The sequence below is a fragment of the Pseudomonas sp. B21-021 genome, from assembly GCF_024749205.1.
Taxonomy (GTDB): domain Bacteria; phylum Pseudomonadota; class Gammaproteobacteria; order Pseudomonadales; family Pseudomonadaceae; genus Aquipseudomonas; species Aquipseudomonas paraglycinae.
Genome location: NZ_CP087192.1, coordinates 3452367 through 3471392, shown reverse-complemented (window position 1 = coordinate 3471392; position 19026 = coordinate 3452367). Strand labels below are relative to the sequence as shown.

Here is a 19026-nt window from a genome sequence, read left to right as displayed (position 1 = left end):
ATGATTTTTTGCGATGCAAAGGGTAACGTTGATCGCCCTGAGAGTCTCGGCCACCTTTGGCCGGATTGTCTTTGTGCCTGAGCACAGGGTTTGCCGCCAGACCCTGTGCGGGTGAACAACCGTCCGCGCCTGTTTTCAAGGATTCCAGCCCCTATGTTCGAACTCGATCACGACCTCGCCCAGGACATCGTCGACCGGGCCATGGCCATTTTGCCGTACAACGTCAACGTCATGGACAGCCAGGGCTTGATCCTCGGCAGTGGCGAGCCGGAGCGGATCAACACCCGCCACGAAGGCGCGCAACTGGTGCTGGCCAACGGTCGGGTGGTGGAGATCGACGCACAGACTGCCGTGCATTTGAAGGGCGTGCAGCCGGGGATCAATCTGCCGCTGCTGCTCGATCAGCGTTTGATCGGTGTGCTCGGCATCACCGGCGAGCCGGAGCAGCTGCGAACTTACGCCGAACTGGTGCGCATGACCGCCGAGATGCTGGTCGGCCAACGCAATCAGCAATCCGAGCAGCAATGGCGGCGGCAGCGTTGCGATGACTTGCTCGCGCTGCTGTTGAGTGAAGCGGGGGATTCGCCGCGTCTGGTGGATGAAGCTCAGCAACTCGGGCTCAAACCGCAACTGACGCGGGTGCCGTATCTGTTCGAGCTGGGCCTGGAACACGGGCCGGGGCAAACCGTCGAGGCGCTGAGTGCCTGGCTGATGTCGCGCTACCCCGACAGTTGGTGTGTGAGCTCCGCCAAGTCGTCGCTGCTCTGGTGCCGGCCGGCGAGTCAGAACGTCGAGCATGATCGCCTGCTGGAAAAACTCGATGGCCTGGGCTGGAACATCCTGCGCATTGCCGTCGGCGGGCAGGCCGATGGACTGACCGGCTTGCGGCGGTGCTATCGGCGGGTGGGCGATCTGCTCGCTTACGGCCGCGAGGTGTTGCCGCGCTCACGGCTGCTGACCCTCAATCGCTATCGCTTGCCGGTGATGCTCTGGCGCCATCGCAACGATGATGCGCTGGATGAACTGCTCAAACCGTTGCGCAAAGTGATCGCCAAGGACAGCAACGGCCAGTTGCTCGCGACCCTGCGCAGTTGGTGCGATCACGACGGGCAGAGCCAGGCCTGCGCCGATGCGTTGGGGATTCACCGCAACAGCCTGCGTTATCGCATGGAGCGGATTGCCGAGTTGAGCGGGGTCGATCCGCTGAGACTCGACGGGATGCTGGCGCTGTATCTAGGTGTGCAATTGCTGCCACAGACCGACGATTTGTCGAAATGAACAATAAACGCCTGCACGACTTGTGCAGCGGACAGGCGTCAACGCGCAAGGCGACTGGCAGCATGAGGGGCATTGGAACTGGAGAATTCGCATGAAAATCGTCATCGCCCCCGATTCGTTCAAGGACAGCCTGAGTGCCCAAGGCGTTGCAGAAGCCATCGCGCTGGGCCTGGCGCAGGTCTGGCCGCAGGCGACGCTGGTCAAATGCCCGATGGCCGACGGTGGCGAAGGCACGGTGGAGTCGATTCTCGCCGCGTGCGAAGGCGAACTGCGCCGCACCCGAGTGCGTGGCCCGTTGGGCGCGGCGGTTGAAGCGGCGTGGGGCTGGTTGCCGCACAACTACACCGCAATCATCGAAATGGCCGAGGCCAGCGGTCTGCAACTGGTCCCGCCGGGGCAGCGTGACGCGTGCATCAGCAGCACCTTCGGCACCGGTGAACTGATTCGCGCTGCGCTGGATGCCGGCGCACAACGCATCATTCTAGCCATCGGCGGCAGCGCCACCAACGACGGCGGCGCCGGTGCAATGCAGGCGCTTGGCGTGAAACTGCTGGATGCTCAAGGGCAATCGCTGGTGCCGGGCGGTCTGGCGCTGGCGCAACTCGTACGTCTGGATCTGAGCGAACTCGACCCACGTCTGGCGCAAGTCCGCTTCGATATCGCCGCCGACGTCAACAATCCGCTGTGCGGCCCCCACGGCGCCTCGGCGATTTTCGGCCCGCAGAAGGGCGCATCACCCGCGCAAGTTCAACAACTGGATCAGGCCCTCGGCCACTTCGCCGAACTCTGCGCGCAAGCGTTGGGCAAGGACGTACGCGATGAGCCGGGCAGCGGCGCGGCAGGCGGGTTGGGTTTCGCCGCCAAGGCGTTTCTCGGCGCGCGTTTCCAGGCCGGTGTCGAAGTGGTCGCCGAACTGGTCGGACTGGCCGATGCCGTGAAGGGCGCAGACCTGGTCATCACCGGCGAAGGACGCTTCGATGCCCAGACCCTGCGCGGCAAAACCCCGTTCGGCGTAGCGCGAATCGCCAAGCAGCAAGGTGTACCCGTGATCGTCATCGCCGGCACTTTGGGTGAGGGCTATCAGGAACTCTACGATCACGGCATCGACGCCGCCTTCGCCGTCACCAGCGGCCCGATGACCCTCGAACAGGCCTGCGCCGAAGCTCCACGTCTATTGCGCGAACGCGCCACCGATATAGCTCGCGTCTGGCGCCTGGCATCCCCGACCTGACCTGTCATCCATCATCGACCTGACCTGTCATCCATCATCTAAAACAACGGGTGTTTCACCGCTGAAACACCCGCAACACTTTGAAAAATATTTCGTCTTTCCCCGCAATCTTCCTCAAGCCTGGCCGATACAGAAGTCAGGCGCACACAAGACTTCCTAAAACAGTGACGCCGGACTGAAGCCCGCCCCATGGGCCAGTGATCACGGCATGGACGCTCGTAGTTTCAATCATCCGAGAGTCCTCCTATGTCCTTGCGTAATCTGAATATCGCGCCCCGTGCCTTCCTCGGTTTTGCCTTTATTGCCCTGCTGGTGATCGTGCTCGGCGTGTTCGCCGTCAATCGCATGTCGATCATCCGCCAGGCGTCGCTGGAGATGGAGTCGACGCAGTTGCCGAGCGTCACGCAACTCGCCGTGGTCACGGAAAACGTCCTGCGCCTGCGCATTCTGTCGTTCCGCATTCTGGTCAACCGCGACCCGGCCGGTTTGCAGGAAGCCCAGACCCGCATCGGCGTGCTGGTGGACAAGGTGCGCGCCGCCCAGGCCAGTTACGCGGCACTGCCGGCCAGTTCGGAAGAGCGCGCGCTGTATCAGACTTTCTCGACGACCCTCGACAACTACGTGCAGGCGCAGAACCAGATGATGGAGCTGTCGCGCCAGGACAAGCTCGACGAGATGCGTACCCTGATCAACACGAAGATCAAGGACGGCACCGACAAAATGGGCGAACAGCTCAACCAGCTGATTGCGATCAACGCCGCTGACGCCAAGACCGCCTCGACCCATGCGGACGAGTATTACAGCGGCGCTATCAGCGGCATCATCGCCGTGGCCGTGATTGCCGCGCTGTTGACAGTGCTGCTGGCCTGGCTGCTGACCCGCAGCATCGTCACCCCGCTGAACCGCGCCGTCGCTGCCGCGCAAACCATTGCCGGCGGCAACCTGACCAAAGCCATCGAAGTCGACGGCAAGGACGAACCGGCGCGCCTGCTTGAAGCCTTGGCCGCGATGCAGACCAACCTGCGCAAGACCATCGAACAGATCGCCGGCTCCGCCACGCAACTGGGCGCCGCTGCCGAAGAACTCAGCGCCGTGACCGAAGAAGCGTCCCGTGGCCTGCAACAGCAGAACGACGAAATCGAACAGGCCGCCACCGCCGTCAACGAAATGACCGCCGCGGTGGAAGAGGTCGCACGCAACGCGGTGTCGACTTCCGAAGCCTCAAACCAGTCGACCCACGCCGCCCGCGAAGGTCGCGATCAAGTGGTGAAAACCGTCGACGCGATCCAGACCATGACCCACGACGTGCAGAACACCGCGCAAATGATCGAAGGCCTGGCCGCTCAGGGCCGCGACATCGGCAAGGTGCTGGACGTGATCCGCGCCATCGCCGAACAGACCAACCTGCTGGCGCTCAACGCCGCCATCGAAGCCGCCCGTGCCGGTGAAGCGGGACGCGGATTCGCCGTGGTAGCGGACGAGGTTCGGGCCTTGGCTCATCGCACTGCGCAGTCGACCCAGGAAATCGAAAAAATGGTCGCCGGCATCCAGAACGGCACCGGCGAAGCGGTCGAGTCGATGCAGCAAAGCAACCAACGCACCCAGTCCACCCTGGAAATGGCCCGTGCCGCTGGCGTCGCGCTGGAGCAGATCACCCAATCGATTCACCAGATCAACGAACGCAACCTGGTGATCGCCAGTGCTTCTGAAGAGCAGGCGCAGGTGTCCCGCGAGGTCGATCGCAACCTGGTCAACATCCGCGACCTGGCCACTCAATCGGCCGCCGGCGCGAATCAAACCAGTGCCGCGACCCACGAACTGTCGCGTCTGGCGGTGGATTTGAATGCGATGGTGGCGCGCTTCGTGATTTGACCTAGGGTGAAGGCTGGAGACCGCGCAATCAGGAGACGTACATGCGCTATTCAGCCTTGACCCAACGAATCGCCGGGGAGGGAGCAGCGGCCTGGCGGATTCACGACCGAGCGCTGGAGTTACGCGCCGAGGGCATTGATGTGTTGCTGCTGTCCGTGGGTGATCCGGATTTCGATACGCCGCTGCCGATCATCCACGGCGCCATCGACAGCCTGCTGGCCGGCGATACCCATTATTCCGAAGTGCGCGGCCGGCTGGAGCTGCGCAAGCGGATTGCCGAGCGCCATCGGCGCAACAGCGGCCAGGATGTGGATGCCGAGCATGTGATCGTACTTCCCGGCGCGCAATGCGCGGTGTATTCGGTGGCGCAATGTCTGCTGGATCCGGGTGATGAAGTGATCGTCGCCGAGCCGATGTATGTAACTTATGAAGGCGTGTTTGGTGCTTGCGGCGCAACCGTGGTGCCGGTGCCGGTCCGCCCTGAGAACGGCTTTCGCGTCGATCCGGTGGATGTCGCGGCGCGGATCACTCCGAAGACGCGGGCCATGCTGCTCAACAGTCCCAACAATCCTTCCGGTGCCAGTCTGTCGCTGTTGATCTGGCAGGAGCTGGCGGCGTTGTGCATTCGCCACGACCTGTGGCTGATCAGCGATGAGGTCTACAGCGAATTGTTATACGAAGGCGAGCACGTCAGCCCGGCGAGTCTGCCGGGGATGGCCGAGCGCACCGCAACCATCAACAGCCTGTCCAAATCCCATGCGATGACCGGGTGGCGGATCGGCTGGATGATCGGACCGAAACCCTTGGCCGAGCATTTGGTGAATCTGTCGTTGAGCATGTTGTTCGGCCTGCCGGATTTTGTGCAGAAAGCGGCGCAGATCGCGCTGGAGAAAGATTTGCCGGAAGTGACGCAGATGCGCGAGGAATACCGGTTGCGTCGGGATCTGGTGTGCGAGCGCTTGCGCGGCTGTCCGGGGTTGTACCCGATCAAGCCGGATGGCGGGATGTTCGTGATGGTCGACGTGCGTCAGACCGGGCTCGGCGCGCAGGATTTTGCCGAGCGGTTGCTGGAGGGGTATGGGGTTTCGGTGCTGGCCGGTGAAGCGTTCGGGCCCAGTGCGGCGGGGCATATTCGCATCGGGCTGGTGGTGGATCGGGTGAAGCTGGCGGATGCGTGTTCAAGGATTGCCCTTTGTGCTGCGCAACTTCTGCAAGTGCGCAGCGCCTGAGGGTTTCCTCCTGATCGTTCCCACGCTCCGCGTGGGAATGCAGCCCGGGACGCTCCGTGTCCCTTCCAGAGCTGGAACGCGGAGCGTCCCTTGAGGCATTCCCACGCAGAGCGTGGGAACGATCATCAGTGGAGAGGATTCACCAAGTTGGCGGGTTTTTCCCCAGTCAACGCCGCCAACAGATTCTCCACCGCACACCGCGCCATCGCTTCGCGCGTCTCATGGGTCGCCGAGCCCATGTGCGGCGTCGCCACCACGTTGTTCAGCTGCAACAACGGCGAGTCGTGATTCAGCGGCTCGCGTTCAAACACATCCAGCCCCGCCGCGCGAATCCGGTTATGGCGCAAGGCGTCGATCATCGCCGCCTCATCCACAACTTTGCCCCGTGAGATGTTGATGAAAATGCTCTCCGGCCGCATCAACGCAAACTGCTCGGCACCAATCAAACCTTCAGTCTGCGCCGTCAACGGTAACGTCAGACAGATGAAATCCGCCTGTTGCAGCAAATCCTCCAGACTGCGGTACTGCGCATCGAAGCGTTCTTCCACCGCCGGTTTGCGCGACTGGCTGTGATAGATCACCGGCATCCCGAATCCGAAATGCCCACGCTGGGCCAGCGCCTCGCCGATGCGCCCCATGCCGATGATGCCCAGCGTCTTGCCATGCACATCGGTGCCGAAATGCGCCGGGCCGATGCTGCGATGCCAGTGACCGCCGCGCACCATGTTCGCCAGTTCCACCACGCGTCGGGCAGTGGCCAGGATCAGCGCGAAACCGGTGTCGGCGGTGGTTTCAGTGAGCACGTCCGGGGTGTTGGTCAGCATGACCTTGCGTCGGGTCAGGTAGTCAATGTCGTAGTTGTCGACGCCGACCGAGACGCTGGAAATCGCTTCAAGCTTCGGCGCCAGATCGAGCAGCGCCGCGTCCAGTTTCAGGCTTGCACCGAGCAACCCGTGGGCAAACGGCAGGGCGTCGCGAAGCTTCATCAGACCGTCGGCATCGAGGCTGTCGATCAGCGTCACGTCGACCTGTTCCTCAAGGCGCGCCATCAACGCCGGCGACAGTTTCTTGTACAGCACAACCTGTTTTTTCATCGCAGTCATCTCTCTATCAATTCAGGAGTGGGCCGGCAGCGGACGCGGTGCGACTGGCTTGGCCGTCACCCGGTCGCTCGCGCCGGGCTTGAGAAAAATCGTCAGCACCACCGAGAGCATCAGCGCGCCACTCATCAGCAGATACGAAGCGCCGGGCGAACCGGTAGAGCTGTTGAGGTAACCGACCAGATACGAGCCGCCGAACGAACCGAGAGCACCCATGCTGTTGATCAGCGCCATGGCGCCACCGGCAACGTTGGCCGGCAGGATCTCCGGCACGATGGCGAAGAACGGCCCGTACGGCGCGTACATGCACGCGCCGGCAATCACCAGCAGCGTGTACGACCACCAGAAATGTTCGGCGCCCAAAGCGTAGGAACCGTAGAACGCCACCGAGGCAATCAGCAGCGGCGGCCAGACGAAGCGTTTGCGCTTTTGCAGTTTGTCCGAGCCCCACGACACCAGCAGCATGCCGATTACCGCCGCCAGATACGGCAGGGCCGACAGCCAGCCGGCCTCGATCATGTCCATCTGCGCGCCGGCCTTGAGGATCGACGGCAGCCACAACACGAAGCCGTAGACGCCGATGCTCCAGCAGAAGAATTGCAGCGCCAGAATGATTACCTTCGGCGAACGGAAGGCTTCGGCGTAGTTCTTCACCGCTTTGATGCCGATCTGTTCGGCGGCGAGCGCGCTTTCCAGATCGTGCTTTTCCTGGTCGTTGAGCCACTTCGCCTGGGCCGGACGATCATCGGCCAGCTTCCACCAGATAAATGCCCAGAGCACCGCCGGCAGACCCTCGATGATGAACATCCAGCGCCAGCTGAAATGCTGCACCAGATAGCCCGAAACCACCGACATCCAGAGCATGGTTACCGGGTTGCCGAGGATCAGGAAGGTGTTGGCCCGCGAGCGTTCGGCGCGGGTGAACCAGTGACAGAGATAGACCAGCATCGCCGGCATCACCGCCGCTTCGACCACGCCGAGCATGAAGCGGATGACGATCAGCCAATAGGCGTTGGAGACCACGCCGGTCAGCGTGGCGAGCCCGCCCCAGAGGATCAGGCTGACGAAGATCAGCTTCTTGACGCTGTGCTTTTGCGCGTAGATCGCGCCGGGCACCTGGAAGAAAAAGTAACCGAGGAAGAACAGTGCGCCGAGCAGGGACGACAGGCCCGGGGTGATCATCAGGTCGGCGGCCATTCCGGACGCGGCGGCGAAGCCATAATTGGCGCGGTCGAGGTACGCCAGGCTGTAGGTGATGAACACGATCGGCATGATGTACCACCAGCGGCGGGTGGCGAGGGTTGCGGTTTTCATGGTCTTGCTCCTGAGCTTGTTGTTTTTGTCGCAGCAGGGTTCAGATTTTGTAGTGGCTATGCGGGCCCATTCGCGAGCAAGCCCGCTCCCACATTTGGAACGCATTCCAGTGTGGGAGCGGCGGTGCGACGATTCGACTTGCTCGCGAAGGCGGCCTCGAATTCAGCGGTGACTTCGGATCGGGTCGGCAAACCCTCCATGTCACCCCGGCTCTGCACCGCCCGACTACCAATCCAGTTGGCGCGTCTGACGGCTTCGGGAAAGCTCTGGTGTTCCAGCAGGGCGCTGATCATCCCGACCGCAAATCCATCCCCGGCACCGACCGTATCGACCACGGTTTCCACCGGCACCCCGGCGACAAACCCCTGATCCAGTTGCGTGCGGTAATACGCACCCTGCGGCCCGAGCTTGATCGCCACGGCTTCAGCGCCATGATCGAGATAAAACGCGGCGATATCCGCCGGATCTTCAAACCCGGTCAGCAATCGACCTTCGCTCAACCCCGGCAACACCCAGTGGGCGAGGGCGGCGAGGCGGTTGATCTCGCTGATCATCTCCCGCTCGCTGGCCCACAGGCTCGGACGCAGGTTCGGGTCGAACGACACGCTGCGCCCGGCGTTGCGCATGCGGGTCATCAGTTCATGGGACATTTCCCGGGCCGATGCGGACAGCGCCGGTGGAATGCCAGTGGCGTGCAGATGCCGGGCGCTTAACAGCGTCGGGCTGATCGACTGCGGCGACAGATGACTGGCCGCCGAGCCGCGACGAAAGTACTCGACCGTCGGATCGCTGCCGTCATCGTTGCGGGATTTCAGCTGGAAACCGGTCGGGTGCGCGTTGTCGACTTCGACATGGCTGCAATCCAGACCTTCGCGGGCCAGGGTTTCAACGACAAATCGTCCCAGCGAATCAGCCCCGACACGGCTCAGCCACGCCACCTTGAAACCCAGCCGCGACAATCCGATGGCGACGTTGCTGTCCGCCCCGGCAATCCGTTTGTGAAACTGCTCGACGGTGGCCAGATCACCGCTCTGTTCGGCGACAAACATGGCCATGGTTTCGCCGAACGACAGAATATCGATCTCAGACATGAGCAGGCTCCAGACGGGACTGGCCGAGGCGGGCGAGGGCGGCGACGTGTTCGGTGGTGAGTTGCACCAGATCATCGCCCTGCAACGGGTATTCGGCGGCGCGCATGACCCCTTGGGCCATGTGCCGCAGCAGTTGTTCCCACAGATGCAGGTCAGTGGCAGCCGGCGGCACGGCCACCAGTTTGCCGTCGGCGCGGCGGGCCACGGCTTTGCAATGCACGTAACCGACATGACGGCCCAACAGTCGGGCGGCGCTGGTGGCGGACTGGTCTTGCCACTGCCAATTGCCGATATCGAAGGTCATTTTGATCGGCAGGTTGTGTTGCTCGACGGCAGCGAAGAAACGCTGGAACGGTTCGATGCGACCGCCGTGCAGGGTCTGATCATTCTCTACCAGCAACTGCACAGGGCTTTGCGCGAGGATCTGCGCGAGCGTCTGCAGATCGTTGTTGTCGGTGAAGAAGCCCAGCGACACTTTCAGCCACTTCGAACCGAACGCTTCGGCGTTTTGCAGCGCGGTGATGAGTTCCGGATTGGGCCGCGACTGACCGGCGAGCCACAGTTCGGTCGGCGAGGAATAGATGCTTTGCAGGCCTTGAGCTTGCGTGGCGGTGGAGAGTTGTTCCGGGACTTCGTTGGTCAGCAGCTCTTCACGCCATTCGATGCGATTGGCGCCCGCAGCGGCCAGCACCTCTATGAACGAAGCCTGACCACGACGACGAACAAGGTCGGCACCGAAGCTGGAAAGGCTGATGGAAACGGCAGGTTTATTCATTGTTATCCACCTCTGAAACCGGTTTCATTTTTGTTCAAAAAAAATCATCAAGTTGTGCAGTGCTCTTTCGGGCCCCTTCGCGGGCAAGTCGAGTCGTCGCACCGCCGCTCCCACAGATATAGCGTCGTTAACAGTTCTCGAGTACACCCGAACACCTGTGGGAGCGGGCTTGCCCGCGAAGAGGCCGTGTCAGTCACCACAAAATCCACGGGTCGAACCGCGCTCAATGAGCACCGGCGCAAAATCCAGCGTCCGTGCCGCTTCATCGTCCCCACGCAACCGCTTGAGCAAACACTCAAACGCCCGCGCACCAATCTCCTCTGTAGGCTGGGCGAGGGCGGTGATTCCGCTGCCTACCAACGGATACCAATCCAGATCATCCAGCGCGATCAGCCCGACAGCCTCGAACAGCCGGCAGCCAATCTCGCGTAAGGCCAGGGTACAGGCCAGCGCCGCCACGCCATTGGCGCAGAACAGGGCTTTCGGGCCGTTATCAGGTGTGTTCAAAAAGATTTGAAGATCGTTCGCTAGGCTTGGGCCGGTTTCCAGCACCGCGCCACGCATGTCTTCACGCTGGCCAATCTGCTGCTGAAAACCGCTGACCCGCTCGATCCGCGAACTGGTGCCGTCATAGGGTTCCGTCACCAGCAACACATCGCGATAGCCACGCTGCTGAAGATGTTCGAGCGCCATCTCGATGGCCTGCGGGTTGTTCAGCCCGACCATGTCGCTGTCCAGCCCCTCGACTTTGCGATCCACCAGCACCAGCGGCATTTCCCGCTTCAACTCATCCAGTTCATCCCGGTGATGGCCCAGGGTGTTCACGATCAGCCCTTCGATGTTGTACGAGCGCAACAGCGCCAGGTGCTGGCGTTCCTGCTCGTCATCGCGGTCGGTGTTGCACACCACCAGGCTGTAACCGTGCCGGCGGCAGGCGGTTTCCACGCCGTGCATCACGGCAATCGAATAAGGGTTGCGGATATCGGCCACCAGCATGCCGATCAGGCGCGTGCGGCCGCGTTTCAGGCCGCGGGCCATTTGATTGGGGCGATAGCCGAGTTCGGCAATTGCCTGCTCGATGCGCTGGGCGATGGCATCCGAGAGCAGGGCGCGGTCGTCACCAATGAAGCGCGAGACGCTGGCCTTGGACACGCCTGCGTGTTCGGCGACGTCGAGCATGGTGACGCGGCTGCGCTGGGCGGCGGAGAAATCGTTCACGGGTGGGTCTTCTTATTGTCTGAAACCGGTTTCAGGAGACACCAAACCCTTTGGTGGCGTCAAGTGAAGATGCTTTGCGTAGCCGGGTGGAAGTCGGATAAGTCCGACAGACGGTAGCAATACCTGTCAGATCTGACAGTAGGCAGCGCAGGAGATCAGATGTTTACTTTTACCCAACGAACAGCTTTTTATTTTCATCAGATTCCAATCATCAATTTTGATGGCAGGTTATGAAAAATGTCGATATCGACCAATAAGGCACCCACTTCCGCGGGAACAGTTAATTCAGCGGGAGGCGGTATTCTTGCCGACATTATAAAAGTTGACGGTGTAGACCCGAGTGATGTCGAGGGTAATCTCACACCTCCAGAATCTACAGGCGGGACTATTGCGAGAGTACCGAGATGGAAGGACTATTCGGCTGATCCAAAAAGACCGGACAGGTTGCAAGTGTTTTTCGAACAGCTCGGAAGTATAACGACGATTCACGACAAGCCTTATGTGCCAGTGAATATTACTGAGATTCAGATACCGCTTACTCCTTTATTGTTGAGCAAAAGCGGAGTTGCCTGGTTGTATTATCTGGTCACTGACGCGGACGGTAACGACGATCCCGCGCCCCGGCGGAAACTGACAATCGATCACACGCAGATTCCAGTTCGGCCATTACCCGAAGTAAAGTTTCTTCACACGACTTTCTGGGGGTACTGGAACTGTATTATTCTTCCCGCTCTCAGCGGGGGTGGGTGGATTGAAGTTTTGCCTCAAGTGATTGGCAGTCCCAAAGATCTTTATATATTGGAATGGAGAGGATGTGAAAGTCTCAACGGTGTAGGCGAAGTTAGCGAAACATTTGGTACTTTTGAGAGAGAGTTGAGTGCCGAGGATAATTCGAAAGGTTTCAGAATGCTCATACCGTACGAAAGGTTTATAAAACCGTTAACGCCTGGTGTGGTCATTCAATCGGCGTTAGTGGTGGGTAAAATTTACAGTGGAGGGAGGTTGGTTGCGCAGTCCGGATCTGCGTTGGTAAAAATCGATACAACAATACCTGGATAGTTGTGCCGTCATAACGAGCACTTCGCTTGTTGTTTTTCGGGTGGATGGTTCTTGCCGATTGAATGGAAAGGGTCTTCAGAAACACGTAACTCCCTGAAAGACTCTGGTCATTTTGGTAAGTGTTCTTGAGTAACAGCTTTTCTATTCTCATCATGGAGCGTGTGAAATGACTATCGAAGAAAAAATTCCTGCTGATACAAAAAGTGCGAAAAGTGCGAATGCAGGTGGCGGCGTCCTTTCTGATCCACCGGTTATTGCTAACCTCGCAGTGAATGGGCGAGTTAAAAAGGCTGATTTTGACAGAGGGACTGTCGACATCGAACTTTCTGGATTGAACAACTCGGCCAGTGGGACGGCAACACTTGAACGGGTTAATCCGGACGGCACGGTCACGCCTCTTGAGTCAAAAAACCTGGAGGGCGCCAACGTACCGTTGATGTATGCATTGAAAATAACCGACATTCCTGAACATACAGCGCCGGAAGATCCTACTCCTTATTTATTTCGGTTCGCGGTTTACGATGGCGACGGCAACGAGGACCATTCCACGGCTCCTACTACCGTGTTGGCCAGGTATCGTGGGCCATACGCAAGGAAAACCCCTTCAGGCAGAGGCCTTGTCCCGGCGGTTGCGTATGTGAATGCGCCGGCCGATGGCATCCTGAATCAGGCTTGGTTTAACAACAATCCAGGAGGGCTCAGGTGCAAGCCAGTCACAACTTATCCTTTTAGTCATGCGGAAGATATTCATAACTTCTATTTGAATACGAGAGCTTTGCCCTCGAGTTCGCAAACTCCGATTTTTAGCGGGACGCTGAATGCGAGCGGAGAGTTTGTTTTAGGTAATGACGTCCTACGCGCACTGGGTAATGTATCACTTTATCAACTCACCAATATTGTTGACGTCGCCGGATTCAGGAGCGGCGATTCGATACCCAAAAAGGACCTTGCAATCCAGCAGCCACCGGCAGTTGTATTTTTCCCTCTTGAAGTTCCAGAAGCCGGTACCGATGGCACCACCGTGCTGACGCTGAAACACTTCAACCCTGTTGTAAATGGTGTAAGCAAAACCGTAAAGGTCAACCTGCCTCGGCCTACGAACGGTGCTGCGGGAGCAATTATTGAAGTCAAGCTGGAAAATGAAGTCCTTGGCAGTAAGCCTTTGGGCGCATCGGGAGGGCTGGAATTTGATATGACCTACGATGCATATGCTGCTGCGATTGGCACGTCAACTGTCGAGGTTGCCGCAAAACTTACCTACACCTACAAAGAGGGTTCTGCAGCTGCTCAGGATTCGAAACAGGTAACCACGGTATATTTGAACAATAAGCGGCCAGAGATAGGATTGATACCGGAGCCGGATCTTGATAGTGAGAACATTCCACCTGTTGAGGTTACCGGCGACACACGTACTCTAAATCACCTCGTTCCAGGTGACTTTGGGGAGCCGATTAAATTTACGTTCAAAATGTGGGAAATGGACGTTGGTGATCCACTGTCCGGTACTGCAACGGTGGGCTTCCATTACAACGAAAAGTTCATGGGGGATACAACCATTGAGCCGACCGATACAGAGGCCTCAATATATGTAGACTTCGCTACAGTCTCTGTTCATGGCACTGGTATAAAAAAAGCGTATTGCGACATTCGTTATCTGGATGTTGACGCTACTGTCAAACAGAAAACCCCGACCGATGTTAACTTCGAGGCTAATGAGGTCAAGCTGGAGGAGCACGCGGCGAGGACTTTCAATACCGACAGAGTATGCAGTTGCCCTTCGTTCGACCTGGTTGGAGGCGAGCTTCTATGGCGTGTGGCCGTGCCACAAGGGCAAAGTTCGCTGCCGGCAGGTCAAAGCATCACGCTGCATGCCGTAGGTTATGACGACGTCGCAATGACTATACCAATCGGTACTCCTCACTCGGAGACGAAACAGGTTGTTGCCGGGGTGCAAACCATTTTTGATGTCAACTTCACTTATCTCAAGACATTGCAAGGCCCGATCGTGCCATTTCCAGGAACCCCCGACTTTAACTACGTATATGTATGGTACGAAACCACGATCGCCGGAACACTCTACAAATCACCGGAAGTCCTGCACAGGGTCAACGTGCGCAATACCAGTAGCAAGTTCTGCGATGGCAGCGAGTAAGTAACTACCGACCGTGCCTGGCTTACAGGGAGACTGTGAGCCAGGTAACGGTTTCACTTACGAGTTATGAAGGTATGTCCGGCTACAAAAGAGGACTTGTCCTACAGATGTATGTGGGGTTGGTCTGTAGTCTCCCGCCCCGCAAATCCTGCTTCAGCGGATATTCCGACAACTTCATGTAAGAGTTTTTTCCTATGCCAATGTCGTCATTGCGTTCCAGAACAATTGTCAAAGGATGCGCACTTTCGGCGCTCTCATCATTTGTGTTTCTCGCTGCGTCCGTACAGGCCGGTCCCGTTCCTGGCGGCACGACTCATACCATTGACAACAATTTACCCGCCGAAGACTGGACGTTGGATCCCGGCTCTACGCTCATTTCCAACGGTGCCCAGGCACTCGACGTGAGCGCTCAGGGCGCGACATTCAACAATAACGGTGGGAGTGCGGGGCGCCTCGATGGAAGACTTAATTCAACGTTCAATCTAACCAACGCGTCCGTTGATCGTATCGGCGGTGGATTTGCGGTAATGGTCAACGACAGCACTGCAAACTTCGACAACAGCACGGTCACCAGCGACGACATCGGCCTGCAACTGATCCGCAACAATTCGGGGCAGATCGGCTCCAGGGTTTTCCTCACGAACAACAGTTCTGTTGTCGCGCTCAACGGTGGCGCTCTGGCGACCGGGTTCAGCCAGATCAATCTTGCGAATTCATCCATCGAGGCCACCAGTTCGACGGCTTATGGCGTTCGCTTGAGCAATGCCGATCTCAATGCTGTCGGCAGTACGATTACCGGTGGATTGAACGGTTTACAAATCGGTCGTGAAATTGCCGGGGTCAGAACCTCCACAATAAAACTGGATAGCACCACGGTCGAAGGTAAAGCGGGTGCTGCCATCGTTGTCGGTTTTCAGGACAGGTCGGGAATCACTGCGAATATCGACGCTACCAACGGTACTCGACTGATCGGCGCCAATGGCACGATGGTGGAGGTCAACGATGGGGCCGCAGTCAATTTCAAAGCGGATCGCAGCGACCTCACGGGCAACTTTGTTGTGGAGTCCGGCAGCTCGGCCACCGTTACCTTGCAAAATGCCTCGACGCTCAATGGTGATTTGCAGAATGTCGGCCAGGTAAGCCTCGACGCGAGCGCAATGACTGGTAACGTGTTGGCGGATAGCGCGAGTCCCGCTCTGGTGCAACTGACCAATGGTTCATCGCTCGAAGGTGATTTGCGCAATGTCGCTCGTTCGGTGCTCGACACCGGCAGTGTTCTGAACGGCAATGTACAAGCCGCTGCGGGAACCGCGGCCACTGTCAGCCTGAACAACGGCTCGGTTATCAACGGCAACGTCGACAATGTCGCCAGCCTCTCACTGAACAATGGCAGCACGCTGACCGGCAACGTCACTACCGATACTAATGGCAGCGTGCTGCTGGACAACGGTTCGGTACTCACCGGTCAGATCAACAACTCGGGCAATCTGACCATCAACAATGCTGCGCAATGGGCCATGACCGGCGACAGCACCGTGCAGCAACTGGGCATGAACAACGGTGTCGTGCAGATGGGTACCAACGAGCAGTTCCTCCATCTGAAAGTCGGCAATCTCACGGGTAACGGCACCTTCGTGATGGGGACCGACCTGAGTAATGGCAATACTGATTATTTCGAGGCGGAGAATGCTACCGGGCGTCACCAATTGTTGATCTCGGCTACGGGGACTACGCCGGTTACGGCAGATGCGGTGAAAGTCGGCAATATTGCCGCCGGTACTGCTGCTTTTACTCTGGCCAATAAAGACACGGTGGATGCCGGTACATTCGTTTACCGACTGAAGCAGGACGGGCAGGGCCTGTACCTCACCCCGGACAAGGAAACCGTCAGCACTTCGACCAACACCGCCCTGGCTTTGGCCGGCAGTGCCCGCAGCGTATTGAACGCGGAAATGAACATGCTCAGCGACCAGATCGGTGATCGTGGATTGAGCCTCCAACCCGACGCTTCTCTTCGCGCGGCCAGCGACAGTGACACCACTAAATTGAGTAACAGTGTCTGGGTGCGTACGAATGGCAACCAGTACAGCGTCAAAAATGCCTATGGCAATGGCTACAGCCAGAACACGAACAGCATCACCGGTGGTGCCGATACCACGGTGTATATCGCTGGCCGTGCCTGGGTCATCGGTGGTTTTGTGGGCGCCAGCCACACAAACATGGACCTCAAATACGGCTCTAACGCAACGGTCGACAGTCTGAATGCTGGCGTCTACGGCAGCACCTACGCCGTTGAAAGCGGTGTGTTCGTCAACGTCATGGCCAAGATCAACCAGTTTGACAACAAGGCCAAGGTCACCATGAGCGACGGCACGCGGGCCAAGGGCGGCTACAAGACTTTGGGTGCCAGCGGTTCGGTGGCGGTGGGCAAGCATATTCGCCTGAAAGACGACTGGTTTGTCGAGCCGCAGGTTCGGGTATCGACCGGCGTGACCCAGAGCGACAGCTATCGATTGGACAACGGCCTTGAAGTCGAAGCCGACACCATGCGTTCGCTTCAGGGCAATGTCGGAGTAAGGGGCGGTCGAGTCATTGCTCTTGAAAGGGGCAGTCTGCTGGAGCCGAGCCTGTCGCTGGGCGCCAACCATGAGTTTGTCAAAGCCAACCGAGTCAAGATCAACGACGACAGCTTCGATGATGATCGCGCCAGCCGCGGGGTTGAATATGGCGCAGGTCTGAAATGGACACCGGCGCAACGCAACTGGCAGGTTTCCGGTCAGGTCGGTGGCAGCAAAGGTAATACCGTCAATCAGGACTGGAGTGGCAGCCTGCGGGTCAGTTACTTCTTCTGATGCGCTGAAACAACAAACGCCCCGTGCAGAGATGCCGGGGCGTTTTTTGTGCTCAGCCGAACAGCCCGGCGGCGATGTTGATCGAGAAACCCAGAATCGCGGTGTTGAACACAAACCCGATCAACGACTGTGCCAGCACGATCTTGCGTATCTCCCGCGTTGCCACGCCAACATCCGCCGTCTGCACCGCCACCCCGATGGTGAACGAGAAGTACAGAAAGTCCCAATAGTTGGGCGTTGTCAGGCCATCGGCAAAGCGCAGCGCGGGCTCCTTGCCGTCCCAGGTGTAAAACAGCCGGGCGTAGTGGACGCAGAAAATCACGCCGATCAGCAGCCATGAGCCGATGACCGTCAATGCGGTAAAACCGTAATGCATCAGTTTGTGGTGGGTATCCAGGTCCTTGCTGCCGACAAGTTCCAGGGTGATGGCCGCCAGGCTTGCCAGCGCCGCAATACACACCACGAACAGCACCAGCCCGGCGTTTTCATCTTCGACGACGGCGATCTGCTTGACGTCCGGCGCCTTGGCCCGGGCGGTGAGCCAGAGCATCAGCACCAGATAGGTCCAGACCCCGGCATTCCAGCCGATGAGTATTTTACTGATGACGGAATCGGCGGGTACCAACAGGCCGACGGCGAGGCCGAGCAGGAAGGCGGCAGAGAGGCGAGGGTGGGTGCGGGCGAGGAAGCGCATGGAGAGCTCTTTGTTGACGGCGTCGAGCAAACCATAGCATGGGTGTGGGTTCTGGCAGGTGCTGTGAACTTGAGCGATGTCGGCCATGCTCGCCAGAGTGGTTTAAAGTCAAGAGCAGTCTTATGAAAGGTGAACGCCTTGATACACGCTTGAGGGCGGTAGCAAGGCGTCCAAGATTTATCGCATTCTGAATCTGTCACTTTTCAACAGACAGGATGCCATTGGATATCTCTGCGGTTATTCCGCCATCTGATATACCTGTGAAGCTGAGTGTCGCCTCGATCTTTCCCTCTGCAGTCTCTGGGTCGGGTAAGGAGGTGAGGGTTATCTGACCACTTTTTGGACGGAAGGGATCAATCCTGCCGTCAAGCATCACGAAAAGTGCCTGAACCTTGTCGGTGTCGGCAGCGAGGTTATAGGTTTTGTTCAGGACGACGCTTGTTGAAGCACGAACAGTGAGAACGTGGTGGTGTGGATCGGGCCTTGAGCCTACATCTTCGGTATGAACTACCCAGGATTTGCCAAGTTCTGGATGGTTCTGTTCCAGATTAAGGCTTGCGTTTGTCGACCGATACTCGAAGTTTTTGCCGTAGTCAGGGATTTCAACATGTGCGGAGGCAGAGCCGGTCGCATTATGTATGCCGGCATTCAGGTATTCATGGTTTGAACCTGTATCTTGTATGCCAAACGTTCCTTTGCTGACCACGACCTGCTGACCCGTTGGAGCTTTAGCCGTGCAATCCAATGTGCCTTCTGCAACGTTTTTGTCTGGGTCAAAGCTGATCTTCAATAACCCTCTCTCTGCTACGTAAGGCGACAGTGTGGTCGTATCGTTGCTTATCACGTAGTGGACACGCACCTCAGGATTGCTTGCACTCAAGTCGTAGGTTTTGTTCTCGATTTTTTCGTAGGAATTAAGATATATAACGATTCTTCTATAGGTATAAAGCTGATCCTCTACAGACATTCGAGCACTGATAGTCGGAGTGTCAGTACCTGAAATAAAAAATCTGTCGGCAGAAAATTTCTCGGCGTATGGGTCGTCTGTTTGAGCAGTGAAATAGCTCGCTAGACTGGTTTTTTGAATGTTCATTGACGGCTCCTGTTCGTGAGTGAATCAGGAGCCAATCTAGGGCTTTTTAGTTTCTGAAGAACCTGTCA

The 19026-nt window shown here is 58.2% G+C and carries 14 protein-coding genes; 7 read left to right on the top strand and 7 right to left on the bottom strand.

All coding sequences use genetic code 11. The features are described from left to right. Nucleotides 1-153: 153 nt before the first annotated feature. The 4 genes from LOY31_RS15395 to LOY31_RS15380 all read left to right on the top strand — a co-directional run bounded on the left by LOY31_RS15395 (nucleotide 154) and on the right by LOY31_RS15380 (nucleotide 5610). Complete coding sequence (locus LOY31_RS15395; RefSeq protein ID WP_114883310.1) at nucleotides 154-1278, top strand: sugar diacid recognition domain-containing protein; 1125 nt, start codon at nucleotides 154-156, stop codon at nucleotides 1276-1278. 91 nt (nucleotides 1279-1369) lie between these two features. After that, entirely contained in the window at nucleotides 1370-2509 is a 1140-nt protein-coding gene (locus LOY31_RS15390) for a glycerate kinase (RefSeq protein ID WP_221535813.1), read from the top strand. A gap of 246 nt (nucleotides 2510-2755) precedes the next feature. Continuing rightward, nucleotides 2756-4381, top strand: coding sequence for a methyl-accepting chemotaxis protein (locus LOY31_RS15385; RefSeq protein ID WP_085603386.1), 1626 nt, complete (start codon nucleotides 2756-2758; stop codon nucleotides 4379-4381). Between the two features lie 41 nt (nucleotides 4382-4422). Beyond that, nucleotides 4423-5610, top strand: a complete 1188-nt coding sequence (locus LOY31_RS15380; RefSeq protein WP_221535812.1) for a pyridoxal phosphate-dependent aminotransferase — start codon at nucleotides 4423-4425, stop codon at nucleotides 5608-5610. Nucleotides 5611-5735: 125 nt separating this feature from the next. Here the strand turns inward: LOY31_RS15380 and LOY31_RS15375 are convergent, their stop codons facing one another. The 5 genes from LOY31_RS15375 to LOY31_RS15355 form a co-directional block, all read right to left on the bottom strand. Continuing rightward, nucleotides 5736-6704 (bottom strand): D-glycerate dehydrogenase, encoded by a 969-nt coding sequence (locus tag LOY31_RS15375; RefSeq protein WP_221535811.1) that lies wholly within the window; start codon nucleotides 6702-6704, stop codon nucleotides 5736-5738. Nucleotides 6705-6725: 21 nt separating this feature from the next. Further along, the gene (locus LOY31_RS15370; RefSeq protein WP_085603390.1) at nucleotides 6726-8024 is read right to left on the bottom strand and encodes an MFS transporter; all 1299 of its coding nucleotides are present in this window, start codon (nucleotides 8022-8024) and stop codon (nucleotides 6726-6728) included. Between the two features lie 56 nt (nucleotides 8025-8080). Beyond that, nucleotides 8081-9115, bottom strand: coding sequence for a sugar kinase (locus tag LOY31_RS15365; protein WP_258711795.1), 1035 nt, complete (start codon nucleotides 9113-9115; stop codon nucleotides 8081-8083). Continuing rightward, the gene (locus LOY31_RS15360; protein ID WP_085603394.1) at nucleotides 9108-9890 is read right to left on the bottom strand and encodes a sugar phosphate isomerase/epimerase; all 783 of its coding nucleotides are present in this window, start codon (nucleotides 9888-9890) and stop codon (nucleotides 9108-9110) included. The genes LOY31_RS15365 and LOY31_RS15360 overlap by 8 nt, the downstream gene beginning before the upstream one ends. Nucleotides 9891-10079: 189 nt before the next feature. Beyond that, nucleotides 10080-11108, bottom strand: coding sequence for a LacI family DNA-binding transcriptional regulator (locus tag LOY31_RS15355; RefSeq protein ID WP_309475620.1), 1029 nt, complete (start codon nucleotides 11106-11108; stop codon nucleotides 10080-10082). Nucleotides 11109-11345: 237 nt separating this feature from the next. Here LOY31_RS15355 and LOY31_RS15350 point away from each other — a divergent pair, with 237 nt between their 5' ends. The 3 genes from LOY31_RS15350 to LOY31_RS15340 all read left to right on the top strand — a co-directional run bounded on the left by LOY31_RS15350 (nucleotide 11346) and on the right by LOY31_RS15340 (nucleotide 17171). After that, a complete protein-coding gene (locus LOY31_RS15350) occupies nucleotides 11346-12167 on the top strand; it encodes a hypothetical protein (RefSeq protein ID WP_258711794.1) in 822 nt (273 codons plus the stop codon). A 166-nt stretch (nucleotides 12168-12333) separates the two neighbouring features. Then, nucleotides 12334-14319, top strand: a complete 1986-nt coding sequence (locus LOY31_RS15345) for a hypothetical protein (RefSeq protein WP_258711793.1) — start codon at nucleotides 12334-12336, stop codon at nucleotides 14317-14319. A gap of 194 nt (nucleotides 14320-14513) precedes the next feature. Further along, nucleotides 14514-17171, top strand: a complete 2658-nt coding sequence (locus tag LOY31_RS15340; RefSeq protein ID WP_258711792.1) for an autotransporter outer membrane beta-barrel domain-containing protein — start codon at nucleotides 14514-14516, stop codon at nucleotides 17169-17171. A 52-nt stretch (nucleotides 17172-17223) separates the two neighbouring features. Here the strand turns inward: LOY31_RS15340 and LOY31_RS15335 are convergent, their stop codons facing one another. Further along, entirely contained in the window at nucleotides 17224-17865 is a 642-nt protein-coding gene (locus LOY31_RS15335) for a DUF1345 domain-containing protein (RefSeq protein ID WP_085603401.1), read from the bottom strand. Nucleotides 17866-18061: 196 nt separating this feature from the next. After that, the gene (locus tag LOY31_RS15330) at nucleotides 18062-18958 is read right to left on the bottom strand and encodes a hypothetical protein (RefSeq protein WP_085603403.1); all 897 of its coding nucleotides are present in this window, start codon (nucleotides 18956-18958) and stop codon (nucleotides 18062-18064) included. Nucleotides 18959-19026 lie beyond the last annotated feature (68 nt).